Below are 21,890 nucleotides of genomic sequence, written 5' to 3' on the forward strand. Positions count from 1 at the left end.
CACGCAGCGGCCGAACGGGCCGCTCAGCCGGCGAAGTTGACGCCGAGGAGCGGGGAGCCGGCGGCGGAGACGCCCACCGTGGAGGTGTAGACGGAGACACCGCTGCCGCCGATCACGGAACCATTGGACTTGAGGGCGTACACCGCGCCGTTGCCGCCGTTCTCGCCCATGGCGCCGACCGTCAGGTCCGCCTTGCCGTCGCCGTTGAGGTCGGCGAGGTGGACGTCCGAGCCGAAGTAGTCGCCCTCCTCGTTGGAGTTGGGGACACCCGACGTGTTCTGGTGGAACATCTGGGCGCCGGCGCCGGTGATCCCGGAGCCGTCGGCCGCGCCGTACAGCACGGTGACGGCGCCGGTGCCGTCGAGGCCGCCGAGCGACTCACCGGGCGAGCCGACCGCCAGGTCGAGGTGGCCGTCGCCGTTGACATCGCCCAGGTCGAGCTCGGCGCCGAAGGCGTCGTAGTTCTCCGAGCCGCCGGGAACACCGGAGGTGTTCTGGGTGATGGCGGTGCGTCCGCTGTCCGGGCCGTTGGCCGAGCCGTTGACGATGAGGACCTTGCCGCCCTTCGACGCGCCGGGCACGCCGGAGTCGGCGTCCCAGAACATGCCGATGACGATGTCGCCGTAGCCGTCGCTGTCGGTGTCGCCGATGTCGGTGATGATGCCCGCGGCCAGCTTGGAGCTGCCGGTGAGGGTGAGACCGGAGGCGCTGCCCGGCAGGTAGTAGTTGGCGTTCCAGTGGGTCTCGCCGTCCGACGGCTCGTTCTCGAAGCCGTCGGCGACGAGGTCGGCGATGTCGTCGCCGTTGACGTCACCGGAGTGCAGGTTCAGCGGCCCGGTGTCGGAGCCGCTGAGCATGGCGGGCCGGACCGAGTAGACGCCGCCGGTGGTGCCGGAGGTCTTGCCGAAGCCGCCGCGGTAGACGCGGATGGTCGCGGAGCTGGAGCCGATCGCCAGGTCGGCCTTGTCGTCGCCGTTGAAGTCGGCGCCCTCCAGGGAGTAGCCGAAGCGGTCGTGCTTGGTGGGCACCGGGTCCTTGACGGTGGTGCCGCCGGACAGGCCGCTCGCGGAGCCCCAGACGATCTGGACGGTGCCGCCGTTGACGTCGTCGCCGACCTTCTCGTAGGGCGAGCTGACGGCGAGGTCGGTGTACCCGTCGTTGTTGTAGTCGGCGGCCGCGGTGTCGGCGCCCCAGCGGTCGCCCTTCTCGGAGACTCCGGGGACGCCCGGGCTGTTCTGGCTGATCACGGCGTACCGGCTGCGGGAGACGCCGTTCGCCGTGCCGTAGAGGACGACGACCTGACCGGCCTCGGCCCGGCCGTTCACCGAGGCGCCCGGGGCGGAGACCGCGACATCCAGGTAGCCGTCGCCGTTGAAGTCGGCCGTCGGGCGGGCGCCCTCGGCGGCCGCCGTGCCCGTGCCGGCCGCGAGCAGGCCACCGGTCAGCGCCGCGACGGCTGCGGTGGCCAGGGCCGTACGGAAGTGCTTGTGCATGCGGGTTCTCCTGTGCATGCGGATGCGAGACGACGCATCAGCAGTCGATGGGAAGCCGTACCGCGCACGGCCCGGGGGTCCCCCGGGCGGGCGGCAGTTGACAGAGGGGAGACCCCGGGTGAACTCGAAGGGTTGTACGAGAAAACGAGACGTACCGTAAGTCCCTTTCCACCCCCGCGGCCTCGCGCGGTAGGGCCCGCGCGAGGGCCCGGACGTGCATGGGCCCGGCCGGAGCGTAGGGGTTGCGTCCCGGCCGGGCCGTCTTCGGGGGTGGGCGTCGTCAGCCGCCGCTCCGGCTACCCCTCAGCGCCTCACCGACCTGTTCGCGGAGAGGCCCGGTCAGCGGCCCGTCGAGCGGCAGCGGATTGCAGGGCAGCCGTTCACCGCACGACCGCGCCACGCGCAGCACATCGGTCAGGCACTCGACGAGGCGCCGCGCCACGTAGGTCAGTTCACCGGTGCTGAACTCGTCGCCGGAATCGAGCATGCCGCGCGCGAGACCCACCACCGCCTCGGCCGCCGCCACCTGCTGCGCCTCGATGTAATCGGCCAGCCGGGACAACGGGCCGTCGGGATTCCCGTCGGGAACCATGGCCGGCTTTCCCTCCGGCCCGTCCCAGGGGAGCCTGCGCAGTGCTTGGCTCATGCGGTCAGCTCCCCGTAGTCGATCCCCGTGCTCATCGTCACGAGGGCGGTACGCCTGTCCCGCCGCGGGTGCCTCTCCTGGGCGCGGCGATACGCCGGCACGCAGGGGCACGGCCAGGGGATTCCCTCGCCGTGCGGCGGCTCGGCCCCGGGCGTGGGCGGCGGGGCCGCCCGTGCCGCCGCGAGGGGTGTGAGCGGCGCCCGCCGCTTGCCACTCGGAGGCATGAGGATGCCGAGCAATAGTGCTAGTACCTTGGTCACGCTGGTTCACTCCATGGGTGATCCGGCCGAGCCCCGGGACAGTTCGCGCTGTCGCCGGGGCGCTTTCGTGCTGCGCCGACCACAGTACTCGCAGTTATCCACGGTTATTCACGGATGCGTGGAACTCTGCGGACACCCACGCTGGATTTATGGAACTCGACCGCACACGCCCGCTGTGGCGGCAGATCGCAGCGGAGATCATCCGGCGGATCGACAACGGGACCTATCCGCCGGGAAGCCGTGTGCCGTCCACGCTGGAGATCGCCGCAGAGTTCGGAGTCGTCAACGCCACGGCGGCCAAGGCGATGCGGTACGTCCGCGAGGAGGGTTACACGCGCGGGGAGGTCGGGCTGGGGACGTTCGTGGTGGACGAGCTCCCAGGTTGAGCCGGTGCATCGCGGTGGCTCCCGGCGGTGGCCAGGGCTGCCGCTTGCCGGACGGAATCGGCGGAGGCGGCCAGCAGCGGCAGCCGGACGGCCGGGCTGGGGATACGGCCCTGGGCGTGCAGCACCCCCTTGATCACGGTCGGGTTCGGCTCGGCGAACAGCGCGGCGGACAGCCGGGCCAGCTCGGCTCCCAGCCTCCGGGCAGGTCCGGCGGCGTCGCGCCGCCACAGCGAGATCAGCTCGGCGTAGTCGGCGGTGCGGACATTGGCCGAGGCCAGGATGCCGCCGCGGGCGCCGGCCGCGAGCAGTGGCGAGATGACGGCGTCATCGCCGCCGAGCACCGCGAAGCCCGGGGGCGGCGAGCCGAGCAGTTCCACCGCGGCCGCGTCGATCGCACCGGTCGCGTACTTGACCCCGACGATCTCCGGCAGCTGCCCGAGCGCGTTCAGCGCACCGGTGCTGAGGGGCTGAGCGGTGCGGTACGGGATGTCGTAGACGACCAGCGGCAGCCCCCCGTGCTCGGCGAGTGCCGTGAAGTGCGCCAGCACTCCCGCCTCGCCGGGCCGGATGTAGGGCGGCGCGGGAACCAGCGCCGCGTCGGCGTCACCGCTCCGGGCGAGCTCCCGCAGTGCCGTGATGGCGGCGGCGGTGTCGTTCGTGCCCACGCCGACGATCAGCGGGGCTCCGTGGGCCCGGCAGGCGGCCGAGCAGATACGGACCACGGCCCGCTTCTCCTCGGTGGTCAGCGTGGCCGCCTCCGCGGTGGTCCCCAGGGCGACGAGTCCCCGGGCGCCGCCCTCCGACAGCGCCTCGTCGGCGAGGCGGGCGAGCGCGTCCGGGGCGAGGCGCAGGTCGTCGGTGAACGGAGTCACCAGGGGGACGAACAGGCCGGTGAGATGTGCTTCGGGCTTCATGCACCCAGCCTGACCGAGCCAACCCAGTAGATCCAGTTCACATTTCTTTCCTCTTGCATAAGCTGTCCTTATGCTCGATGTCCGGCGTCTCCGCCTGCTGCGCGAACTGGACCGGCGCGGCACCATCGCGGCCGTCGCCGAAGCGCTGACCTTCACCGCCTCGGCCGTCTCCCAGCAGCTGAGCGCGCTCGAACGCGAGGCGGGCGTACCCCTGCTGGAACGCAGTGGCAGACGGGTGGCGCTCACCCCGGCGGGCCGCACCCTCGTCATCCACGCCGACGCCGTCCTCGAACGTCTCGAACTGGCGGTCTCCGAGCTGGCCGGGGCACGCGAGGGCATCCGCGGGCCGCTGCGGATCGGGACGTTTCCCTCCGGCGGCCCCGCGATCGTGCCCGCCGCACTGGCCGAACTGGCCCGGCGGCACCCCGCGCTGGAACCGATGGTGCAGGAGATCGACTCGGCGCGGGTCTCCGACGGACTGCGCGCCGGCGAACTCGACGTGGCCCTCGTCCACGACTACGACTTCGTGCCCGCGTCACCGGACACCACGGTCGATCAGGTGCCGCTGCTGGAGGAGCCGATGTACCTGGCCACGGGTGGCGCCACCGGCAGCGCTCCCGCCACCGGTCCCGCTGCCCGTGGCGGCACGCTGGCGGAGCTGCTCGGACCGTGGGCCACGGCACCGTGGATCACGGCCCGGGACGGCACGACCGGTCACGCGATGGCCGTACGCGCCTGCCAGGCGGCCGGATTCCAGCCGCGCGTCCGTCATCGGGTCAACGACTTCCGTACGGTCCTGGCGCTGGCCGCCATCGGGCAGGGCGCCGGATTCGTGCCGGAGATGGCCACGGCGCACGCCTCGGGGGACGTGGTTCTGACCCGGCTGCCCCTCTTCCGCCGTTCGAAGGTGGCCTTCCGCGCGGGCGGCGGCGGGCATCCGGCGGTCGCGGCGTTCGTGGCGGCGGCGCAGACAGCGGTGGGCGCCACGGGCGGTGCCTCCGCACGGGCCGCTTCGGTGAGGTGAGCCGCGGATCCCGTGCCGGGAGAGATCCCGGCCGGCCGGGCGCCCGGAGCGCGGGCCGGGCACCGGGACGCGCGGGCCCGGAAAAGCCGGGCCCGGCCGGTACGTGGGGGTGGCGTTCCGGCCGGGCCGTTCTCGGGGGTGCGCGTCATGGGCGGCTGCCCTCAGGTGTAGATGATCTGGGCGTTGGCGGCGAGGTTGTAGAAGTCGCCGACGGTGATGATGCCCTGGACCTCGTCGATGAGGTCCTCCTTGTCGAGGTCGAAGAGGTCCACGGACGCCTTGCAGGCGTAGATGCCCGCGCCCGTGTCGCTGATCATCTCGATGAACTCGGGGATGGGCGGGATGTCGAGCTTGGCCATCCGGCGTTCCATGAACCGGGTGAGCATGTCCGGGGCGCCGGGGAGGGCTCCGACCATGGTGGGGAGGTGCAGTCCGGGGTTGCCGACGGTGGCGAACTTGATGTGCTCGTAGCGCTTCTTCGTGATCGCGTCGAGGCCGAAGAAGGTGAAGAAGAGATCGGCCTCGATGCCTTCGGCGCGGGCGCCGTTGGCCATGATGAGGGCCGGGTAGATGCCCTCCAGGGATCCCTTGGAGACGACGATCGAGACCTTCTCCAGCGTGGCGGTGGTCATGGCGGACTCTCCTGAGTCGGTGGGCCGGTGTGCGGGCGGGTCGATGGGCGGGCGGTGGGCCGGGCCGCGTCGGCGCGGGCCGTGTGGTGCACGGGGCGGGCGCGCCGGCGCGGCGGGCGCGGGGGATCAGATGCAGCCCTTGGGCTTCGGGATTCCCGCGATCTTCGCGGCGGTCTTCGCCGGGCCCTTGGGGAAGAGCTGGTAGAGCTCCTTGACGCTGACGCCCGACGCCTTGCCGAGCACCCGGACCGTGGGGCCGGTGCCCTTCTCGGCGTATTCGGCGCGCATGAAGGTGATGACGGTCCAGTGCCGGTCGGTGAGTTCGTCGATGGCGTGCTCCTTGGCGATCTCCGGGGCCATCTCCTTCGTCCACTGGTCGGGGTCGGCGAAGAAGCCCTCCTCGTCGAGCACGACCGGGGTGCCGGCGTAGCTGGTGGTGGTCATGGCGGTTCTCCGTTCGGTGCGGTCAGGCGGCGGGGTGGGCGGTGTCCGCGGGCTTCGCGGGAGCGGGCCGGGTCTTGCCGTGCTCCGGCATGGCCGAGCCGATGCCGGGGAGGTCGCGGCCCGGCAGCAGGCTGTGCCAGTAGAGCCACTCGAAGGCGAGCTTGCCGAGGTGGTTGGCGCGCGACTCCTTGAGGAGCGGCAGGCCCACGGCGGCCGGGAAGTGGCCCGGCAGCGGTTCGGTCTCGTAGTTGAAGTCGATCAGCAGGGCCTTGTGGAAGCCGGTCTCGATGAAGCAGTTGGTGTGGCCGTCGTAGGAGCCGTCCAGCGGCTCGCCCGCGAGGTGGCGGCCGATGTTGTGGACGAGCACCTCGCCCTCGAAGTGGGCCACGGAGCCGGCCTTGGAGGCGGGCAGTCCGGCGGCGTCGCCGATCGCGAAGACGTTCGGGCGGACCTTGGACTGCAGGGTGCGCTGGTCGACGCGGACGAAGTTCAGTTCGTCGCCGAGGCCGGCGGAGCGGCCCACGTACGGGGCGCCGCCGTGCAGCGGGACGACCACGGCGAGGTCGAAGGGCACCTCGGTGCCGTCGTAGGAGACCAGCCGGCCGCCTCCGCCGGGACCGCTGCCCACCTCGTCCATCTCCACGGAGCCGAGGGTGAAGTCGGTGACGAGGTCGACGCCCTTCTCCTTCAGCAGCCCGCCGAGCGCCTTGGCGGCCACCGGCTTGGTGAACGCGCTGTCGAGCGGGGTGGCGTAGGTGATCTGCACCTTGTCCCGGATGCCGCGCCGCTGGAAGTACCAGTCGGCGAGGAAGGAGAACTCCAGGGGTGCGACCGGGCACTTGAGGGGCAGGTCGGCGACGTTGACCACCAGCCGGCCGCCCTGGAAGTCCTCCAGGGCCCGGTGGAGGGCGGTGGCGCCGGGCAGGTCGTAGAAGGTGTGCACCTGCTTGCCCCAGGCAGGGCCGGTGAGGCCCTCGGTCTCCTCGGGCAGCAGCACCGCGCCGGTGGCGACGACGAGGACGTCGTAGCCGAGGGAGTCGCCGTCGCTGAAGCGGACGCGGTCCGCCTCCAGGTCCACCCGGTCGATCTCGGCCCGGCGGTACTCGACCCCGTCCAGCAGCTGCCGTCCGCGGGGGCGGACGAGGGCGTGGGGCTCGGCGAGGCCGAACGGGACGAACAGCAGTCCGGGCTGGTAGATGTGGTCGTCGTTCTGGTCGACCACCACGATCTCGTACTCGCTCCTGTCGTACATCCGCCGCAGCCGGTTGGCCGTGAGCGTTCCGGCGGTGCCGCTTCCGAGAATCACGATGCGCCTGTTCATGCCTCCACTGTCGTCCGGGGGCCGAGCCGGGGTCAGGGGCCTTTGGTCCCCGGGCAGTTACCCATAGGGGTATACCCGGGGGCGATCGGTCCCGGTCGGCCGGCGGCCGAGGCGCGGGCACGGGCACGGAGCGCGGGGCACAGGCCCCGGCGGGCACGGACGCGGGCGGGCACCCCGGGCCGGGAGCCGGCGCACGCGGCCGCGGGGAAACGGCGCGGGGCCCGGCCGTGGGGGGAACGGCCGGGCCCCGCGGGTCGTGCGGGCGGCGGGCCGGGCGCGCCGGGACGGTCGGGTCCCGCGGCGTCCGGCCTGCCGGTCAGCCCTTCTTGCCGGGCTTGGTGGCGAGGTACCAGTCGGCGAGCTGCACGCTGTCGTCCGAGAGCCGGGCGTCGAGCTCGTCCTGCGTCCTCGGGGCGCCGACGACGACGTCGTCCCCCGGCTGCCAGTTGGCGGGGCAGGACACCTGCTCGCGGTCGGAGGTCTGCAGGGCGTCGAGGAGGCGCAGGATCTCGGGGATCATCCGCCCCGCGTTCATCGGGTAGTACAGCACCGCGCGGACGGTCTGCTCCGGGTCGATGAGGAAGACCGCGCGCACGGCCGAGGTGCCCGAGGTGTTCGGGTGCAGCATGCCGAAGGCGTGGGAAACCTTCATGTCGAGGTCGGCGACGATCGGGAAGGGGATGCGCACCCCCTGCTTCTCCTCGATGGACCGGACCCAGGCGAGGTGGCTGAAGACGGAGTCGACCGAGTTGCCGAGCAGTGCGGCGTTGCGGGCCGCGAACTCGTCGGCGAGCTCCGTGAAGGCGATGAACTCGGTGGTGCAGACCGGGGTGAAGTCCGCGGGGTGGCTGAAGAGGATCAGCCACTTCCCCACGTAGTCGGTCAGCTTGACGGTGCCGTGCGTGCTGTCGGCCTCGAAGTACGGGGCCGGGTCGCCGATGAGGGGCAGCCGCCCCTCGGTCGCGGCCGGTACCTGCTGCTCGGAGACGGTCATGGTCGGGAGCTCCTTCGGAGAGACCGGGACGACGTGCGGGAATCCGGGCGTGACCGGAGGTGTTCCCCGGGTACGCTCCGGTCCCCCATGATACGGGGGAGGGTATTTCCGCCCCGGGTGCGGGGGCAGGGCCGAACGGCCCTTTTCACGGTACGCCCGGCCCCTGCCCGCGGCATCCCGGCCGGAGTCCACTGGAGGCCGACGGAGTCCGCCGGAGAGCGCGGGTGTCCGGACCACCGGTCCGGTCCCGCCGGCCGGGCCCGCGGTGATTCCGGGCGCGGCAACCGGTAACCCGGACCGTGAACCGGCACCAGGCCGGCACCGGCCGGCCGCACGGCGCCCCGGCACCGGTGAACCGGCACCACCGGGGCGAAGCGCGGGCGGTCCAGCAGCCCGGCGGAAGGAGACGTGGCCGTGACCCGCAAGACATCCGGCACCACCGCACCGCGGCGGTCCGCCACCGCACGACAGCACACACCCGCACAGCGCCCCGCCCCGGCACCGCGCGACGCCCGGTCCACGGCGGCCCCCGCCGCCCCGGCACCGCGCGACGCCCGGTCCACGGCGGCCCCCGCCGCCCCGGCCGGCGACGGCGGCGCCGACGGCACCCGCCCCGGCAGCGGCGCCACCGGTCCCGCGGAGCGGACACCGGCGGCGGCCCGCCCCTCCTCCGTCGCCTTCTACGCGCCCCACCACCACGGCCACGGCCCCGCCGCCCACCGCACCGGCCCGGGACTCCGGCCGTGACCGCCACCACGCCCGCCCGGCGGCCCGGCCCCGCCCGCCCCGCCGGCGCCCCGGCGCCCAGCACGCCCCTGCTGGAGCGCGTCCGCCGGGGAATCATCGGGGACGACGAGGTACTGGACGGCCCGTACGGCCCCCGCCGGCTGGTCTACGCCGACTACACCGCCTCCGGCCGGTCCCTGGACTTCATCGAGGACTTCGTCCGGGACCACGTCCTCCCCCGCTACGCCAACACCCACACCGAGAGCTCCAGCACCGGCCTGCAGACCACCCGCCTCCGCGAGGACGCCCGCCGCGTCATCCGCGACGCCGTGGGCGGCACCGAGGACGACCTGGTCATCTTCACCGGGTCCGGTGCCACCGCCGCCGTCAACAAGCTGGTCGGCATCCTCGGTCTGCGGGAGCAGCCGAGCGCCGCGGTGCTGCCCGCCGAGCGGCCGGTGGTCTTCGTCGGCCCCTACGAGCACCACTCCAACGAGCTGCCCTGGCGCGAGTCGGTCGCCGACGTCGTCGTGATCGGCGAGGACGCCGACGGCCACATCGACCCGGCGCGGCTGGAGGAGGAACTGCTCCGGTACGCGGAGCGGCCGCTGCTGATCGGCAGTTTCTCCGCCGCCTCCAACGTCACGGGCATCCTCACCGACACCGATCGCATCGCCCGCCTGCTGCACGCTTACGGCGCGCTGTCCTTCTGGGACTACGCGGCGGCCGGCCCGTACGTCCCGCTGCGCGTCGCCGAGAGCGCGCCCGGCGCCGGCGACCACAAGGACGCGGTCTTCCTCTCGCCGCACAAGTTCGTCGGCGGCCCGCAGACGCCCGGGGTTCTCGTCGTCCGGCGGGAGCTGGTGCGCAACGCGGTGCCGACCGCGCCCGGCGGCGGCACCGTGGCCTTCGTCGGCCCGCGCGGCCACCGCTATCTGGACGATCCGGTGGTCCGCGAGGAGGGCGGCACACCCGCCATCGTCGAGTCGATCCGCGCCGGGCTCGTCTTCGCGCTGAAGCAGGCCGTCGGCACGGAGCTGATCCAGGCCCGCGAGGAGAGCCACTGGCGGTACGCGCTGGAGCGCTGGGAGCGCGATCCCGCCGTCGAGATCCTCGGCAACCACCGGGTGCGGCGGCTGTCGATCGTCTCCTTCCGGATCCGGCACGGCGAGCGCTATCTGCACCACAACTACGTGGTGGCCCTGCTCAACGACCTGTTCGGCATCCAGGCCCGCGGCGGCTGTTCCTGCGCCGGGCCCTACGGCCACCGGCTGCTCGCCATCGACACCGCCGCCTCCGACGCCTACCTGGACGAGATCACCCGGGGCTGCGACGGTGTCAAGCCGGGCTGGGTCCGGATCAACTTCAACTACTTCATCTCCGAGACGGTGCGCGACTACCTCGTGCGCGCCGTCGAACTGATCGCCGACCACGGCCACCGGCTGCTGCCCGACTACCGCTTCGACCCGCACACCGGGGGCTGGCACCACCGCCGCGCCGCCGGGGAGCCGCCGCTGCGGCTGTCCTCCTTCGGTTACGACGCGGAGGGCCGGCCCGTCGTCCGCGACGAGCGGCGCCGGGCGGGCGAGGAGTCGCTCGCCGGGCGGCTCGACGAGGCCCGGCGCCTGTTCGCCTCGCGCCCGGACGGCGTGGACGGCGGGCCCACCGGGCTGCCCGCCGACTTCGAGCGGATGCGCTGGTTCCACCTTCCGCCCTCATGTCTGGAGTGAGACGCGCCCCGGCGGGGAGCGCGCCCCGGAAGAGATCGCGGGACCGCGGAATGAATCCGCCCCGCCCCCTGTTGGCAGAGACACCCGCAATACCCCGGCGGGTATAGAGACAAGGAGAGCCGGGCCCATGCCGACCATTGAGCTGACCAAGGACAACTTCGAGGAGACCGTGACGAGCGCGGGCATCGTGCTGGTGGACTTCTGGGCCGCCTGGTGCGGACCGTGCCGGATGTTCGCCCCTGTCTTCGAGAAGGCCGCGGAGAGCCACCCCGACATCGTCTTCGGCAAGGTGGACACCGAGGCGCAGCCGGAGCTCGCCGCCGAGTTCCAGATCTCCTCGATCCCGACGCTGATGGCCATCCGCGACCGCACCGTCCTCTACGCCCAGCCCGGCGCCCTCCCGGCCCCCGCCCTGGAGGACCTGATCGGCAAGATCCGCGCCGTCGACATGGACGACGTGCGGCGGCAGCTCGCGGCCCGCGCCGGCCAGGCCTGACCGCCCGCCGGGGCCGGCCGTCCCCCCGGGCCGGATCCCGCCCGCCACCCCGGATCCGTCCCGCCCGGGGCCGGGTCCCCCGTTCCACCGCACCGCCGCTGGAGACTTCCCCCGGCTCCGGCACGGTGCGGTGTGGTGCGTGATATTCCACCGCACCACGGAAAGCCCTCGCGGCCCAACGGCCCGGGGGCTTTTCGCCGCATTCCCCCGCCGCGGACCGACCCGGCCGGGCGGCTGGGGGGAATTCCCCTGTCGCCCCCGTTGTCGCCGGCGGGCAACGGGGCGTCCGATGCGGGACGAATGGCCGTCGCCGCTGCCGCCCGGGCCTCTTGCGGCCGGCAGCGCACTCCCGCGCCTATCGGCGAAATCGCCAGTCCTTCCCGGGCCACGTATGCCGGGGAACCCGGACCGCAGCAGGTCGGAGCCGGGTCCGTCGGACCTGCGACGGCCGGCCGGCCCTCCGCGCGTTGACAGCGGAATCGCCCACCCCCATCTTTGGTGCACCCCCCGGCCGACGGGTTCCGCAAGAGGCCGTACAACGCCTTGTGAAACGCCGCCTTCCGCAACCGCCACCGGTTCACCGGAAGCGGCCGGCCTTTTCCGGACCGGGCGCGGCAGTACGGATTGGATTCACCAACCCCCCAGGAGGAAATCCATGACCCCGAACCGATTAATGCGCCGGATCGCCGCTCTCGCGGCGGCGGTCGGCCTCGTCGTCCTCGTGCCGGCCACCGCGCAGGGCGCCCGGACCACCACCGCACAGACCGCGCAGACCCTGCAGGCCGCACAGACCACACAGACCACACTGAATGCACAGAATGCGCAGGCCGCCCGGGGTGCGCAGAGCGGCCCGGGCGCGGCCGGCACCGCGGGCGAGCGGCAGGGCACGGCGGTGGAACGGACCACCACCGTGCGCTACGGCTCCTACACCATTCCGGCGTCGGCAGGCGAGGAACACGGGGAGATCAGCAACCGGATCGCGCTCAACGTCGAGAAGCCGTGCACCGCCTGCTTCATCACGGGCATCAAGCCCAACCTCGTCTACGCGGACGGCTCGAACGCCAACGTCAACACCGGCCCGATGCTCCACCACATGGTGCTCTTCAAGGGCAGTGCGACCGACGTCACCTGCAGCCGCCCGGGTCAGCGGATCTTCGCCTCCGGCAATGAGCGGGTCGAGAGCGTGTTCCCCGACGGCTACGGCATCAAGGTGGACTTGGGCGAGCGCTGGACGCTGCTGTACGACCTGATGAACCACGCGGACACGGAGAAGACCGTCCACATCGAGCTGACCTTCACCCACGAGTCCGCTCTCCTCTCCGGCCGCAAGGCCCTCACGCCGCTCTGGATGGACGTCGGCGGCTGCCTCGGCAGTGGGTACGAGGCTCCGGAAGGAATCAGCGAGAAGAGCTGGACCTGGACCTCCACCGTCTCCGGCGAGCTGATCCACATGCGCGGCCATCTGCACCACGGCGGCACCGCGGTGTGGACCGAGAACCTCACCACCGGGCGGCTGCTCTGCGAGTCGGTGGCCGAGGAGGGCGGGACCCCCGAGTTCATCGACCTCCACGGGCGCACCGAGATCTCGGACATGTCCTCCTGCACGGGCACGCCGCTCGGCACCATCAGCCGCGGTGACGAACTGCGCATCACCAGCCGGTACGAGCTGACGGGCCACTCCCACCACGGCGTGATGGGGATCATGGTCGGCTGGATCGCCCGGAGCTGACCCGCCCCCGGGCCGCGGGGCCGCCGGGGATCGCCGGGGATCGCCGGGGATCGCCGGGGATCGCCGGGGCCGGGACCGCCGGGGCCGGCGCGGAGCCGGCAGGCCCCGGTGCCCCCGGCCCTCGATCCCCTCCCGCGCCGCTCCCCGGCCGCTTCGCACCCCCGCACCGTCGTTCCCGTATCCCGTACCCCCCACCCCGCAGAGAGGTGATCCCGTGCAGACGGACCGGCTCGGCGAACCCGTACTCTCCCTCTTCCGCGCCGTCACGGGGCTGATGTTCCTGTGCCACGGCCTGGCCTCCGTGTTCGGCGTGCTCGGAAGCAACCGGGGCTCCGGCGAGGCCGTCCCCTTCGGTGTCTGGCCCGGCTGGTGGGCCGCCCTGATCCAACTCGTCTGCGGCACGCTCGTCATGGTGGGGCTCCTCACCCGGGGCTCCGCGGTGATCGCGTCCGGCTCCATGGCGTACGCGTACTTCGTGGTGCACCAGCCACACGGCCTGCTGCCGCTGGTCAACCAGGGCGAACTGGCGGCGGTCTACGCCTGGGCGTTCCTGCTCGTCGCCGCCCTCGGGCCGGGCCCCTGGGCGGTGGACGCCCTCATCCGCCCATCCGGCGAGCGGAGGGCCGGCCGCGGGGCCGGCGTCGCCGCGGCGGGCTGAGCCCGCGTCCACCGCGATCCCCGGAGGGCCTCCGCGGCGGCGGGTCTCCGGGGATCGCGCGGACCGGGACCGGAGGGACCCGGGAAGAGTCCGGGAAGAGCCCGGGAAGAGCCCGGGAGGAGCCTGGGAAGAGTCCGGGAGGAGACCGCGGGAACGAGCGGAGGGACCGCAGCGGAGCGGCCGGGGAGCGATCAATTCCGTGCAGACGCGGTCAAGTCGGCGCCCTGGAACACCGATTGCCTCCCTCTTGGCGCAACAACCCGGTATCACACCATCGCAGAAACCTTCTGTCCGCTTAACTGGGCGCCGGTCAACGTCGACGGGGGAAAGGCAGCGCGCGGATGGGCAGACACAGCAGACAGAACCACGCCGGGTACGTCCGGAGCACGGCCCTGCGGGCGGCGGCCGCACTCGGTGTGGCCGGGACGATCGCCGTGGCGCTGGGCGCCTCGTCCGACGACGATCGAACGGCCCGGGCCCGCGCCGACGTCCGCGCCCAGGACCGGGGGCCCGATCTCCCGGCGAGCCCCGCCGTGTCTCCCGGGGAGCGTGGAACGCCCACCTCCTCCGGCACCCTCTCCCCCTCGTCCTCCGCCGCGCCCCGGCCGGCGCCGGGCGGCCCGGAGGACGGCTCCCTGCGGAGCGGGGCCGCCGCCGCGGCGAGCACGCCCGGCGCCCGGGCGACGGACGGCCGCCCGGGCCGGGCCGGCGCCCACGGCACCGCGGCACGGGAAGCGCAGCGGCCGGAACGGCAGCCCGGCGGCGGATCGGCCCCGGACGGCGCCCGGCCCGCGCCCGGCTCCGCCGGAACGGACGCCGTGGCGGAGCCGGGCGGCGGGACACCGGCCGACGGTACGGGCGGCGAGAGCCGGGACGGCGAGGGGACCTCGCTGGGCGGTGTCGTGCACGGCGTCACCGGAGTGGTCGGCGGTCTCACCGGGGACCTCACCGGGGACCTCACCGGAGGGCTCGGCTGGGGCGGCAGCGGCCTGCTCACGGGCTGAGCGGCCGGCGCCCCCGCCGCGCCGCGTCCGGCCGTTCCCCTCCCGGGCCTCTCCCGCGCCCCCCTTTCCGGCCGCCGCGCCGCCATTCCGGCCGCCTGTCCCGGCCCGGTTCCCGCGCCCCCCGCCCCCGCGCTCCTTCGCCGAGCCGCGCGCACCACCGCCCGCACCCGGCGCCCCGGCGGCGCCGTCCGTGCCGTGGGCACGCTTCCATACGCCCGTCACCAGGGCGTTAGCCTGCTGTGCATGCGCAAGGACAGCCGGAGCGGCGGCCACGAGGACCCGGGCCCGCGCGCCACCGTCGGGCCGGCCCCGGGAGGGACCGCACCGGGTGCGCGTCTGCGCCGGGCCCGGCTGGGGACTTTCGCGTACTTCGCGCTCAACGGCTTCGTCATGAGCGTCTGGGTGGTGCACATCCCGTCCATCGAGGTCCGGGCGGGCATCTCCCATGCCGTGCTCGGCTGGCTGCTGCTGTGCCTGGGCGCCGGGGCGGTCGCGGGCCTGCGGCTCGGGGGCTCGCTGAGCGACCGGTTCGGCACCCACCGCACGCTGCCGGCGGCCGCGGTGCTGTGCAGCGGCTCACTCGTGCTGCCCGGTCTGGCGGAGAGCGCCTGGGCACTGGGCGCCGCCGTGGTCGTCTTCGGCTTCGGCAACGGCTGTATGGACGTCAGCATGAACACCCACGCGGTGCAGGTCGAACGCGGCTACGGCCGGCCCGTCATGTCGGCCTTCCACGCGGTGTTCTCGATCGGCGGGGTCTTCGCGGCCCTGGTCGGCGCCCGCACCATCAGCTGGGGCTGGAGCGTGCCCCTCACCCTTGGCGGCATCGGCGGGCTCTGCGCGCTCGCCTCGGTGGTCACCGCGCCGGCCCTGCTGCGGCCGGGGACACGCGCCGCGGCGGAGGCCGCCGCCGGGGACGCCGCCCCGAAGGAGGCCGGCGTGCGGGAGCCGGCACCCGTACGGGACGTGCCCGTACCGGAGGACGGCGTACGGGGGGAGAGCACACGGGGAAGCGGCGCACGGGAAGCAGCCCCTCGCCCGCCGCTGCCCCGGCGGCCCGCGCCCGTGGCGGAGTCACTCCCCGCGCCGGCGGCCAAGCGGCGCCCGCCCCGCCGCGTATGGGCGCTGGCCCTGCTGGCCCTGATCCTGATGCTCAGCGAAGGCGTGGCCTACGACTGGAGCGTGCTGCACGTGCAGACCGTGCTGGACGCCCCCGCCGCGACGGCCGCCCTCGCGTACGGCGCCTTCGCCACGGCGATGACCGCCGGACGGCTGTCGGCGGACCGGATCGCGGCCCGGTTCGGCCCGGTCTTCGTGGTCCGTTACGGGGCCGGCCTGGCAGCGGCCGGGCTGACGGCGGCCGCGCTGTCGTCCTGGGTGCCGCTCGCCCTGGCGGGCTGGGCGGTCTTCGGTCTCGGACTGTCCGGCTGCGTCCCGCAGTTCTTCAGCGCGGCGGGCCATGTGGACGCGGAGACATCCGGGGCCAACGTCTCCCGGGTGGCGGGGCTCGGCTATCTCGGCATGCTGGCCGGGCCCGCGATCATCGGGCCGATGACCGCCTTCATGCCACTGAACATGACGTTCTTCCTGCCGGTGGCCTTCTGCGTGACGGCGGTCTTCACCGCGGGCATCCTGCGCCCACCGGCCCCCGCCCCGGCCACCGGCTCACCCGCCGCCGCACCGGCCCGGACCCGGACCTGAAGCAGGGAGAACGCGCCCCGAACCGGGACGTGCGGACGATGCCCCGGGCCGCCCCGGAAGGCAGACTGCGGCCATGACCATGGCCATGGTGGACGTGCCCGGGACCTCGGGATCAGCGGCCTGTGGGCCGTCGTCCTGGTCACCGCCGCGGCCCGCTGGTTCCGCTGGGAGTGACGGCACGGGCGGACGGGCGGACGGGCGGGACGGGCGGGACGGGCGGGCTCAGGACGCCTCGCGGTAGACATGCGGGGCGACGCCCGTGACCTTGCGGAAGACCCGGCTGAAGTAGGCCCGGTCGTGGAAGCCGACGGCGCGGGCGATCGCCTGCACGCTGTCGTCGCTCTGCCGCAGGCGCTCCTTGGCGCGCTGGACGCGCAGCCGGGTGAGGTAGTCCCAGAGGGTCAGGCCGAGTTCGCGGTGGAAGAGGCGGCCGAGGTGGTTCTCGCTGACCCCGGCCGCGCGGGCCATCTGACGGCGGGACAGCGGATGCCGGTAGTGCTGCTCGATGTACGCGAGAGCGTGCCGTACGGGCGCGTGGGCGCGGGCGCCGGGGTCGCCGCGGCGCGTCATCCGGGTCAGCAGACCGGCGGTCTCCTCCTCGGTCAGGATGTCCCGGCCCAGCAGCATCAGCCCGGGATGCGGTTCCGCGCGGCGCGCGTCGTCGCGGGTGAAGCCGTGGCCGCTGAGCATGAGGACGGGGACGGCCGGCTGTTCCTGTCCGCGTTCCCGGCTCGCAATCTCGTACATCCGCTCGACGATGTCGAAACCGTCCATGTCGGCGGGTGCCCGCTCCACGACGAGCAGGCAGGGCACGTCCTCGGCGGACAGCGCGAGCGCCGCCGTGCCGTCGGCCGCCGTACGGACGGGGTGCCCGGGCAGTGCTCCGCCGAGCAGCCGCCGGAAGCGCTCCCGGGACGCCGGGTCGCCGTCCACGACGACCACCGGAGCGGCCAGTCCGGGCGGGCGCAGGGCGTGCAGGGCCTGGGCCAGGTCGCGGCCGGAGACCGGTCCGTAGAGCAGGAACGGGGTGTGGCGGAGCGTCGGATGGTCGTGCAGCCGCTGGACGGCGGACCACTCCTGCGGGCGGGGCCGGTCCGTATCCCAGGCGACAGCCGCCGGGACGGGCGCGAGGCCGGGGACGGGAGCGGGGCCCGGGACGGCGGCGCGGCCGGGATTGCCGCCGGGACCGGGGCCGGGGCCGGGGCCGGGACCGGGGCCGGGGCCGGGACCGGGGCCGGGGCCGGGGTGGCTGTGCACGGTGCGGCCGGCGACAAGGGAGGCGATGTCGTCGTCCGGGTGCAGGCGGCGCGGGTGCAGCCCGCACCGGCGGGCCAGCGCGGCGATCTCGCGGGGCGGGGCCCCGGCGGCGGCGACGAGCAGGGTACGGCCGTCCGTGCCGCCGCCGGGCGGGAGCGCGGGGACGGCGCCGGGGGCGTCCGCCGGGGTGGGGAGCGGCAGTTCGAGCCGGAAGCCGTACCGGCCGCCGCCCGTGCGGGCGGTGACCGACCCCCCGTGCAGCACGGCGAGGCGCCGGGCGATGGCCAGCCCGAGCCGCATCCCGGGAGCTCCGGAGGCGAAGGGCTGGAACAGGTCCTCGGCCTCGCCGGCCGGCGGCGCGGGATCGGGGCGGGTGACGAGGACGCGGAGCAGCGGCGGCCGGACCTCGGCCTCCAGCGTCAGCCGGACGGGGCCGGTCGCGGAGCCGGGCCCCGGGCGGGGACCCGGTCCGCCGGCCGGTCCGCCGGCGGCGGCGTTCAGCAGGTTGAGCAGGATCTGCCGGAGGCGCGGGCCGTCCGCGCTGACCGCCGGGAGCCGCCCCGGGATCCGGAGCCGCCAGCCCCCGCCGTCCGGGCGGGCGCGGGCGGCGGTGTCGAACGCCTCGGCGAGCAGGGGGCGGGGGTCGATCAACTGCCGGGAGAGGTCCAGGGCGTCGATCTCGGAACGGGAGAGGTCCAGCAGGTCGTCGATGAGCCGGAGCAGCCGCCCGGCCTGTTCGTGCGCGGTCCGCAGGGCTTCGGCCGCCCCGGCCGGGCCCGGATCGGTGTCCGGCGCCCGGGGCGGGACGGGGCGGGTGTGGTGGAGGATCGCCTCGACGGGGGTGCGGAGTTCGTCGGTGGCATTGCCGAGCAGCCGGGTCTTGAGCCGGCTGGCCCGCTCGGCCGCGTCCCGCGCGCGGCGCACCTCGTCGAACAGCCGGATGCCCTTGAGCGCCGCGCTGATCTGGTCCCCCAGCGCCCGGTACAGGGCACCGTCCCGGTGTGCCGAGCCCCGGCGGCCGCCCGCGTCGAAGAGGGCGAAACCCAGTTGCTCGTCGCCGATGTGGAGGGGTTCGGCGACGAGCGTGTAGCGCCGGTCGTCCGGCGGCAGCAGGTGGTCCGGGAGGAGGAGTTCCGCCCGGTACGGGGTCCTGGCCGCGGGGCCCGGGTCCGGGCCGGGAGGGGGCGCCGCGCCGGAGTCCGTGCCCGGGGCCGTGCCGGTCCGGGGTGTGCGCGACGCCTCCAGTTCCGCCCGGGTGAGGACGGCACGGGCCGGCCGGGAGGGGCCCGGAGGGCCGGCGGGGCGGGGAGGAGCGGGTGGCGCGCTCGGCGCGGTGCGCACCGCGCCGGGCGCGGACGCCTCGTCCTCGTACAGGACGAGACGGCAGCCGTTGACGCCGATGGGCGGCAGGTGGCGGGAGAGCGCCCCGGTGAGGGCGTCGAGGTCGACGGCGGTGGTGAGCGCCGTGCCGAGTTCGCGCAGCCGGCGCGACTCCTGCTCCTCGGCCCAGCGTTCCCCCTCCAGCAGCCGGCGCGCCTTGTCGGCGACCATCAACCGGGCCTGGCCGAAGAGGCGTTCGGCCCGGGCAGCGTCCACGGGCGGCGCGGCGTCGGTCACCAGGGCGCGGGCCCGCAGCAGGGCGCCGTCCCAGGCGGCGGCGTCCTCGGCGGTGCGGACCGCGCTCCCCGTCAGCCGTTCCAGCAGCGGAAGGAAACCGTCGCCGGGGGCGGGCTCCGTACCGAACGCGGCGGCCAGTTCCGGGCCCACCCCGGGAAGTCCGGCGAACACCTGCTCCGGCAGAACGCCGGCCGCCTCCGGGGCCGCCGGGGTGCCCGTCCCGCGGGTCCCCCGGGCCGCCCGTCCCCCCTGGGTCACCAGGGGGGACGGGCAGCCGCAGGACCGGCGCGTCACCAGCGTGCCCGGCACGACGCTCCGCGCCGGGGGGCGCGTACCGCGCAGCCGGGCCAGCAGGGTGTCCACGGCCAGTTCGCCGAGTTCGGCGAAGGGCAGGGCCACCGAGGTGAGCGGCGGATCGGAGAGCCGGGCCTCCGGGGAGTCGTTGAAGCTGATGACCGCCACGTCCTCCGGGACCCGGACGCCCCGCCCGGTCAGAAAGCGCAGGGCGTCGGCGGCCAGGACATCGCTGCAGGCGACGACGGCGTCGAAGTCGCGCCCGGGCCGCAGCCCGCGGATGTCGAGCAGCACCCGCATCGCCGCGGCGCCGGCCCCGCTGCCGAAGTCGACGGCGGCGGAGACCAGGGCGCGGTCGAGCGGGAGGCGGTGCCGGGCCAGGGCGTGCGTGTAGGCGCGGTAGCGGTCGAGGGAGACGGGGTTGGCGAGCGGGCCGCGGATGCAGACGAGCCTGCGGCGGCCGTGATGCCCGACGAGGTGGCCGACCGCCTCCCGCATGCCCGCGTGGTTGTCGAGGTACAGGGTCTCGTGACCGTCGAGATCGCGGTTGAGGCTGACGACGGGGAGTCCGTCGAGCCGCCGGGCCAGTTGCCCGGCGCGGTCGCTCGCGGCGGGGAGGCCCAGGGTGGAGGTCCAGCAGATGACGCCGTCGAGCCGGTCCGGGCTGATCAGTTCGTAGAGCGCGTTGCGCGGCCCGCCGCCGGGACGGAGCGGGCCGCCGGGTAAGCAGACGAGGTTGACGTCGTTGCGTTCGGCCGCGGCCAGCACGCCGGACCAGAGGGTGGCGCCGACGCCGAGGTGGATATTGGCCGTGACGAGTCCGACGGTGAGGCGGCCATTGCCGGCGGGCCCGCCCGGGCGGCGGCCGGGGCGGCCGTCGGCACGGCTCTCCCCGGCGGCGTCCGCGCCGTCCGGTGGCCGCGCCCGTACGGGCCCCTGTTCCGCCATGGTGCCTCGCTGGTCGTCGGAAACGACCCCGGGCCACCGCGCGAGCGGCATACCGGCCGGGGGTCGTGGACGATAGCGGCGGCACAGGGCCCGGACAAGACCGGAGAGTCTCCGGCCCCGCCCGGGCGCTGTGCCCCGGGGCTCCGGGGGAAGGGCTCCGGGGAGGCCCCGGGAAGGGGCTCCGCGGAGCCGGGATTCCGGCGGTGCGCGGGCGGGAAGCGGCCCGGCCGTGCCCTTCTCGCCCCGCCCGGCGAGAACGGGACCGGCCGGACCGGGTCGCCCCGGCGGGCCGGCCGGGTCAGATCTTCCCGACCCCCGCGCCCGCGGTCACGCTGGACTTGACGCTGTCCGCGTTCTCGGCCGAGTAGCCGTACGGGATCGGCGCCACGCTGCCGCCGCTCTGGCCCGAACCGGAGTTGACGAACTTGTTGTTCACGGCGCGCAGCGAGCCGGGGCCGGAGGACGCCTCACCGAGGTGGAAGGGGTCGTCGGTGTTCTCGAAGTAGTTGCCCTCGACGAGCACCCCGGCGTCCTCGGTGGACGCCACGCCGTAGCTGCCGACGTTGTCGAAGTAGTTGTTCAGCACGTGCACCGGGTTGCCGAAGCGGACCCGCGGGTTGCGCTGGTTGGTGCCGTCGAACCAGTTGTGGTCGTAGGTGACCCGGAGCTTGCCGATGTCCTCGCCGCCGTTGTTGTCGGAGTGCCCGAGCAGCATGTTCTTGTCCTGGTTGTGGCAGCGGTTCCAGGAGACGGTGATCTGGTCCGAGGCCCGCTTGATGTCGACGCCGCCGTCCTTGGCGCCGGAGATGTCGTTGTGGTCGATCCACACCTTCGTCGAGTACTGGACGTTGATCGCGTCGTCGTTCGAGCCGGTGAAGGTGAGGTTCTGGACGATCACGTTCGAGACCTTGCTGATGTTGAGCCCGCTGCCGGTGATCCGGCCGGAGGTGCCCACACCGACGACCGTCTTGTTCGAGGCCACCTTGGTCATGGAGCTCAGCGAGATGGTGCCGTTGACCCGTACGGTCAGCGGGCTGCTGCTCTGCACGGCGTCGATGAAGGCGCTCGTGCTGGAGACGGTGACGGTGGAGCCGCCCGCGCCGCCCGTGGTGCCCGCGCCGAAGCCGACGGGGGACGCGGCGGCCGCGGGGGACGCCTTCTCGCCGGCCTGCCGCTCGGCGGCCCCGCCGCTGCCGGCGGTCAGCCCGCCGAGGGCGACGACGGTCGCCGTCACGGCGGCGGCACTGGCCAGCTTGCATCGCGCGCTCGTCCTGCGCATGGGAATCTCCGTTCGATGTGGGGGTGTGAGGGGGAATCGAACCGTTCCTGCACCGGTGCCGCGCGGCCGGCATCTCCGACGATGCTAGGGCGGCTCCTGTGGACGATCAGGCGCCGCGTGTGGACTATTGCGCGCGGCCGTCGCCCGCCCCGGTTCCGCGCACCGGCCGCCGCGGACGCTGCCGATGATGACCGGGGCGGAGCGGGGCAGACGAAGGGACAGCGGACGGCGCGGCCGGCGGGGAGGACGCGGCGGTGAGGTGCCCCGGACAGCACGGGCGTCCCGGGGGACGCACGGAACCCGCGCATGCCGTACAGCACCATCGGTCCCGTTTGCAGTG

18 protein-coding genes are annotated in these 21,890 nt (G+C 74.2%); 9 read left to right on the forward strand and 9 right to left on the reverse strand.

The genetic code is table 11. The features are described 5' to 3' along the window. Positions 1-23: 23 nt before the first annotated feature. Both KBZ10_RS00855 and KBZ10_RS00860 read right to left on the reverse strand, forming a co-directional pair. A complete protein-coding gene (locus KBZ10_RS00855; RefSeq protein ID WP_210985487.1) occupies positions 24-1,493 on the reverse strand; it encodes an FG-GAP-like repeat-containing protein in 1,470 nt (489 codons plus the stop codon). Between the two features lie 280 nt (positions 1,494-1,773). Beyond that, positions 1,774-2,139 (reverse strand): hypothetical protein, encoded by a 366-nt coding sequence (locus tag KBZ10_RS00860; RefSeq protein ID WP_210985488.1) that lies wholly within the window; start codon positions 2,137-2,139, stop codon positions 1,774-1,776. 409 nt (positions 2,140-2,548) lie between these two features. Between KBZ10_RS00860 and KBZ10_RS00865 the strand changes: the two genes are divergently transcribed. Further along, positions 2,549-2,785: a GntR family transcriptional regulator gene (locus KBZ10_RS00865; RefSeq protein ID WP_210985489.1), complete on the forward strand. Its 237-nt coding sequence runs from the start codon at positions 2,549-2,551 to the stop codon at positions 2,783-2,785. On the opposite strand, the gene KBZ10_RS00870 is transcribed toward KBZ10_RS00865, so the two are convergent. After that, complete coding sequence (locus tag KBZ10_RS00870; RefSeq protein ID WP_210985490.1) at positions 2,728-3,699, reverse strand: dihydrodipicolinate synthase family protein; 972 nt, start codon at positions 3,697-3,699, stop codon at positions 2,728-2,730. The two genes, KBZ10_RS00865 and KBZ10_RS00870, sit on opposite strands and share 58 nt — an antisense overlap. 70 nt (positions 3,700-3,769) lie before the next feature. Here KBZ10_RS00870 and KBZ10_RS00875 point away from each other — a divergent pair, with 70 nt between their 5' ends. Beyond that, entirely contained in the window at positions 3,770-4,723 is a 954-nt protein-coding gene (locus KBZ10_RS00875) for a LysR family transcriptional regulator (protein WP_210985491.1), read from the forward strand. A 161-nt stretch (positions 4,724-4,884) separates the two neighbouring features. Here KBZ10_RS00875 and KBZ10_RS00880 read toward each other — a convergent pair whose 3' ends face one another. The 4 genes from KBZ10_RS00880 to KBZ10_RS00895 all read right to left on the reverse strand — a co-directional run bounded on the left by KBZ10_RS00880 (position 4,885) and on the right by KBZ10_RS00895 (position 8,114). Continuing rightward, positions 4,885-5,355, reverse strand: coding sequence for a DsrE/DsrF/DrsH-like family protein (locus KBZ10_RS00880; RefSeq protein WP_210985492.1), 471 nt, complete (start codon positions 5,353-5,355; stop codon positions 4,885-4,887). A 126-nt stretch (positions 5,356-5,481) separates the two neighbouring features. Further along, positions 5,482-5,799, reverse strand: a complete 318-nt coding sequence (locus KBZ10_RS00885; RefSeq protein ID WP_210985493.1) for a TusE/DsrC/DsvC family sulfur relay protein — start codon at positions 5,797-5,799, stop codon at positions 5,482-5,484. A 22-nt stretch (positions 5,800-5,821) separates the two neighbouring features. After that, a complete protein-coding gene (locus KBZ10_RS00890) occupies positions 5,822-7,120 on the reverse strand; it encodes an NAD(P)/FAD-dependent oxidoreductase (RefSeq protein WP_210985494.1) in 1,299 nt (432 codons plus the stop codon). Positions 7,121-7,436: 316 nt separating this feature from the next. Then, positions 7,437-8,114 carry a peroxiredoxin gene (locus KBZ10_RS00895; RefSeq protein WP_210985495.1) on the reverse strand — a complete coding sequence of 226 codons (678 nt, stop codon included), beginning with the start codon at positions 8,112-8,114 and terminating at the stop codon, positions 7,437-7,439. A gap of 414 nt (positions 8,115-8,528) precedes the next feature. On the opposite strand from KBZ10_RS00895, the gene KBZ10_RS00900 reads away from it, so the two are divergent. From KBZ10_RS00900 to KBZ10_RS00930, 7 genes are all read left to right on the forward strand, one after another. After that, positions 8,529-8,861: a hypothetical protein gene (locus tag KBZ10_RS00900; RefSeq protein WP_210985496.1), complete on the forward strand. Its 333-nt coding sequence runs from the start codon at positions 8,529-8,531 to the stop codon at positions 8,859-8,861. Continuing rightward, positions 8,858-10,570, forward strand: a complete 1,713-nt coding sequence (locus KBZ10_RS00905; RefSeq protein ID WP_210985497.1) for an aminotransferase class V-fold PLP-dependent enzyme — start codon at positions 8,858-8,860, stop codon at positions 10,568-10,570. The genes KBZ10_RS00900 and KBZ10_RS00905 overlap by 4 nt, the downstream gene beginning before the upstream one ends. A gap of 127 nt (positions 10,571-10,697) precedes the next feature. After that, positions 10,698-11,066 carry a thioredoxin gene (gene trxA / locus KBZ10_RS00910; protein WP_210985498.1) on the forward strand — a complete coding sequence of 123 codons (369 nt, stop codon included), beginning with the start codon at positions 10,698-10,700 and terminating at the stop codon, positions 11,064-11,066. Positions 11,067-11,721: 655 nt separating this feature from the next. Beyond that, complete coding sequence (locus KBZ10_RS00915; RefSeq protein ID WP_210985499.1) at positions 11,722-12,795, forward strand: hypothetical protein; 1,074 nt, start codon at positions 11,722-11,724, stop codon at positions 12,793-12,795. Between the two features lie 214 nt (positions 12,796-13,009). Next, entirely contained in the window at positions 13,010-13,453 is a 444-nt protein-coding gene (locus KBZ10_RS00920; protein ID WP_307847102.1) for a DoxX family protein, read from the forward strand. A 341-nt stretch (positions 13,454-13,794) separates the two neighbouring features. Then, on the forward strand, positions 13,795-14,457 hold the full coding sequence (locus KBZ10_RS00925) for a hypothetical protein (RefSeq protein ID WP_210985500.1): 663 nt from the start codon (positions 13,795-13,797) through the stop codon (positions 14,455-14,457). Between the two features lie 390 nt (positions 14,458-14,847). Continuing rightward, complete coding sequence (locus tag KBZ10_RS00930; RefSeq protein ID WP_247701655.1) at positions 14,848-16,155, forward strand: MFS transporter; 1,308 nt, start codon at positions 14,848-14,850, stop codon at positions 16,153-16,155. Between the two features lie 222 nt (positions 16,156-16,377). On the opposite strand, the gene KBZ10_RS00935 is transcribed toward KBZ10_RS00930, so the two are convergent. Next, positions 16,378-20,271 carry a substrate-binding domain-containing protein gene (locus KBZ10_RS00935; protein ID WP_210985502.1) on the reverse strand — a complete coding sequence of 1,298 codons (3,894 nt, stop codon included), beginning with the start codon at positions 20,269-20,271 and terminating at the stop codon, positions 16,378-16,380. A gap of 298 nt (positions 20,272-20,569) precedes the next feature. Further along, positions 20,570-21,550: a polysaccharide lyase family 1 protein gene (locus KBZ10_RS00940; RefSeq protein WP_210985503.1), complete on the reverse strand. Its 981-nt coding sequence runs from the start codon at positions 21,548-21,550 to the stop codon at positions 20,570-20,572. Between the last annotated feature and the right edge of the window lie 340 nt (positions 21,551-21,890).

This window comes from Streptomyces sp. F63, from assembly GCF_018070345.1.
Classification (GTDB): Bacteria; Actinomycetota; Actinomycetes; order Streptomycetales; family Streptomycetaceae; genus Streptomyces.

What these genes read in the sequence shown, in the direction of transcription:
- KBZ10_RS00855 (WP_210985487.1), bottom strand. Translation starts at nt 1,493, where the DNA reads ATGCACAAGCACTTCCGTACGGCCCTGGCCACCGCAGCCGTCGCGGCG.
- KBZ10_RS00860 (WP_210985488.1), bottom strand. Translation starts at nt 2,139, where the DNA reads ATGAGCCAAGCACTGCGCAGGCTCCCCTGGGACGGGCCGGAGGGAAAG.
- KBZ10_RS00865 (WP_210985489.1), top strand. Translation starts at nt 2,549, where the DNA reads ATGGAACTCGACCGCACACGCCCGCTGTGGCGGCAGATCGCAGCGGAG.
- KBZ10_RS00870 (WP_210985490.1), bottom strand. Translation starts at nt 3,699, where the DNA reads ATGAAGCCCGAAGCACATCTCACCGGCCTGTTCGTCCCCCTGGTGACT.
- KBZ10_RS00875 (WP_210985491.1), top strand. Translation starts at nt 3,770, where the DNA reads ATGCTCGATGTCCGGCGTCTCCGCCTGCTGCGCGAACTGGACCGGCGC.
- KBZ10_RS00880 (WP_210985492.1), bottom strand. Translation starts at nt 5,355, where the DNA reads ATGACCACCGCCACGCTGGAGAAGGTCTCGATCGTCGTCTCCAAGGGA.
- KBZ10_RS00885 (WP_210985493.1), bottom strand. Translation starts at nt 5,799, where the DNA reads ATGACCACCACCAGCTACGCCGGCACCCCGGTCGTGCTCGACGAGGAG.
- KBZ10_RS00890 (WP_210985494.1), bottom strand. Translation starts at nt 7,120, where the DNA reads ATGAACAGGCGCATCGTGATTCTCGGAAGCGGCACCGCCGGAACGCTC.
- KBZ10_RS00895 (WP_210985495.1), bottom strand. Translation starts at nt 8,114, where the DNA reads ATGACCGTCTCCGAGCAGCAGGTACCGGCCGCGACCGAGGGGCGGCTG.
- trxA (WP_210985498.1), top strand. Translation starts at nt 10,698, where the DNA reads ATGCCGACCATTGAGCTGACCAAGGACAACTTCGAGGAGACCGTGACG.
- KBZ10_RS00915 (WP_210985499.1), top strand. Translation starts at nt 11,722, where the DNA reads ATGACCCCGAACCGATTAATGCGCCGGATCGCCGCTCTCGCGGCGGCG.
- KBZ10_RS00925 (WP_210985500.1), top strand. Translation starts at nt 13,795, where the DNA reads ATGGGCAGACACAGCAGACAGAACCACGCCGGGTACGTCCGGAGCACG.
- KBZ10_RS00930 (WP_247701655.1), top strand. Translation starts at nt 14,848, where the DNA reads ATGAGCGTCTGGGTGGTGCACATCCCGTCCATCGAGGTCCGGGCGGGC.
- KBZ10_RS00935 (WP_210985502.1), bottom strand. Translation starts at nt 20,271, where the DNA reads ATGGCGGAACAGGGGCCCGTACGGGCGCGGCCACCGGACGGCGCGGAC.
- KBZ10_RS00940 (WP_210985503.1), bottom strand. Translation starts at nt 21,550, where the DNA reads ATGCGCAGGACGAGCGCGCGATGCAAGCTGGCCAGTGCCGCCGCCGTG.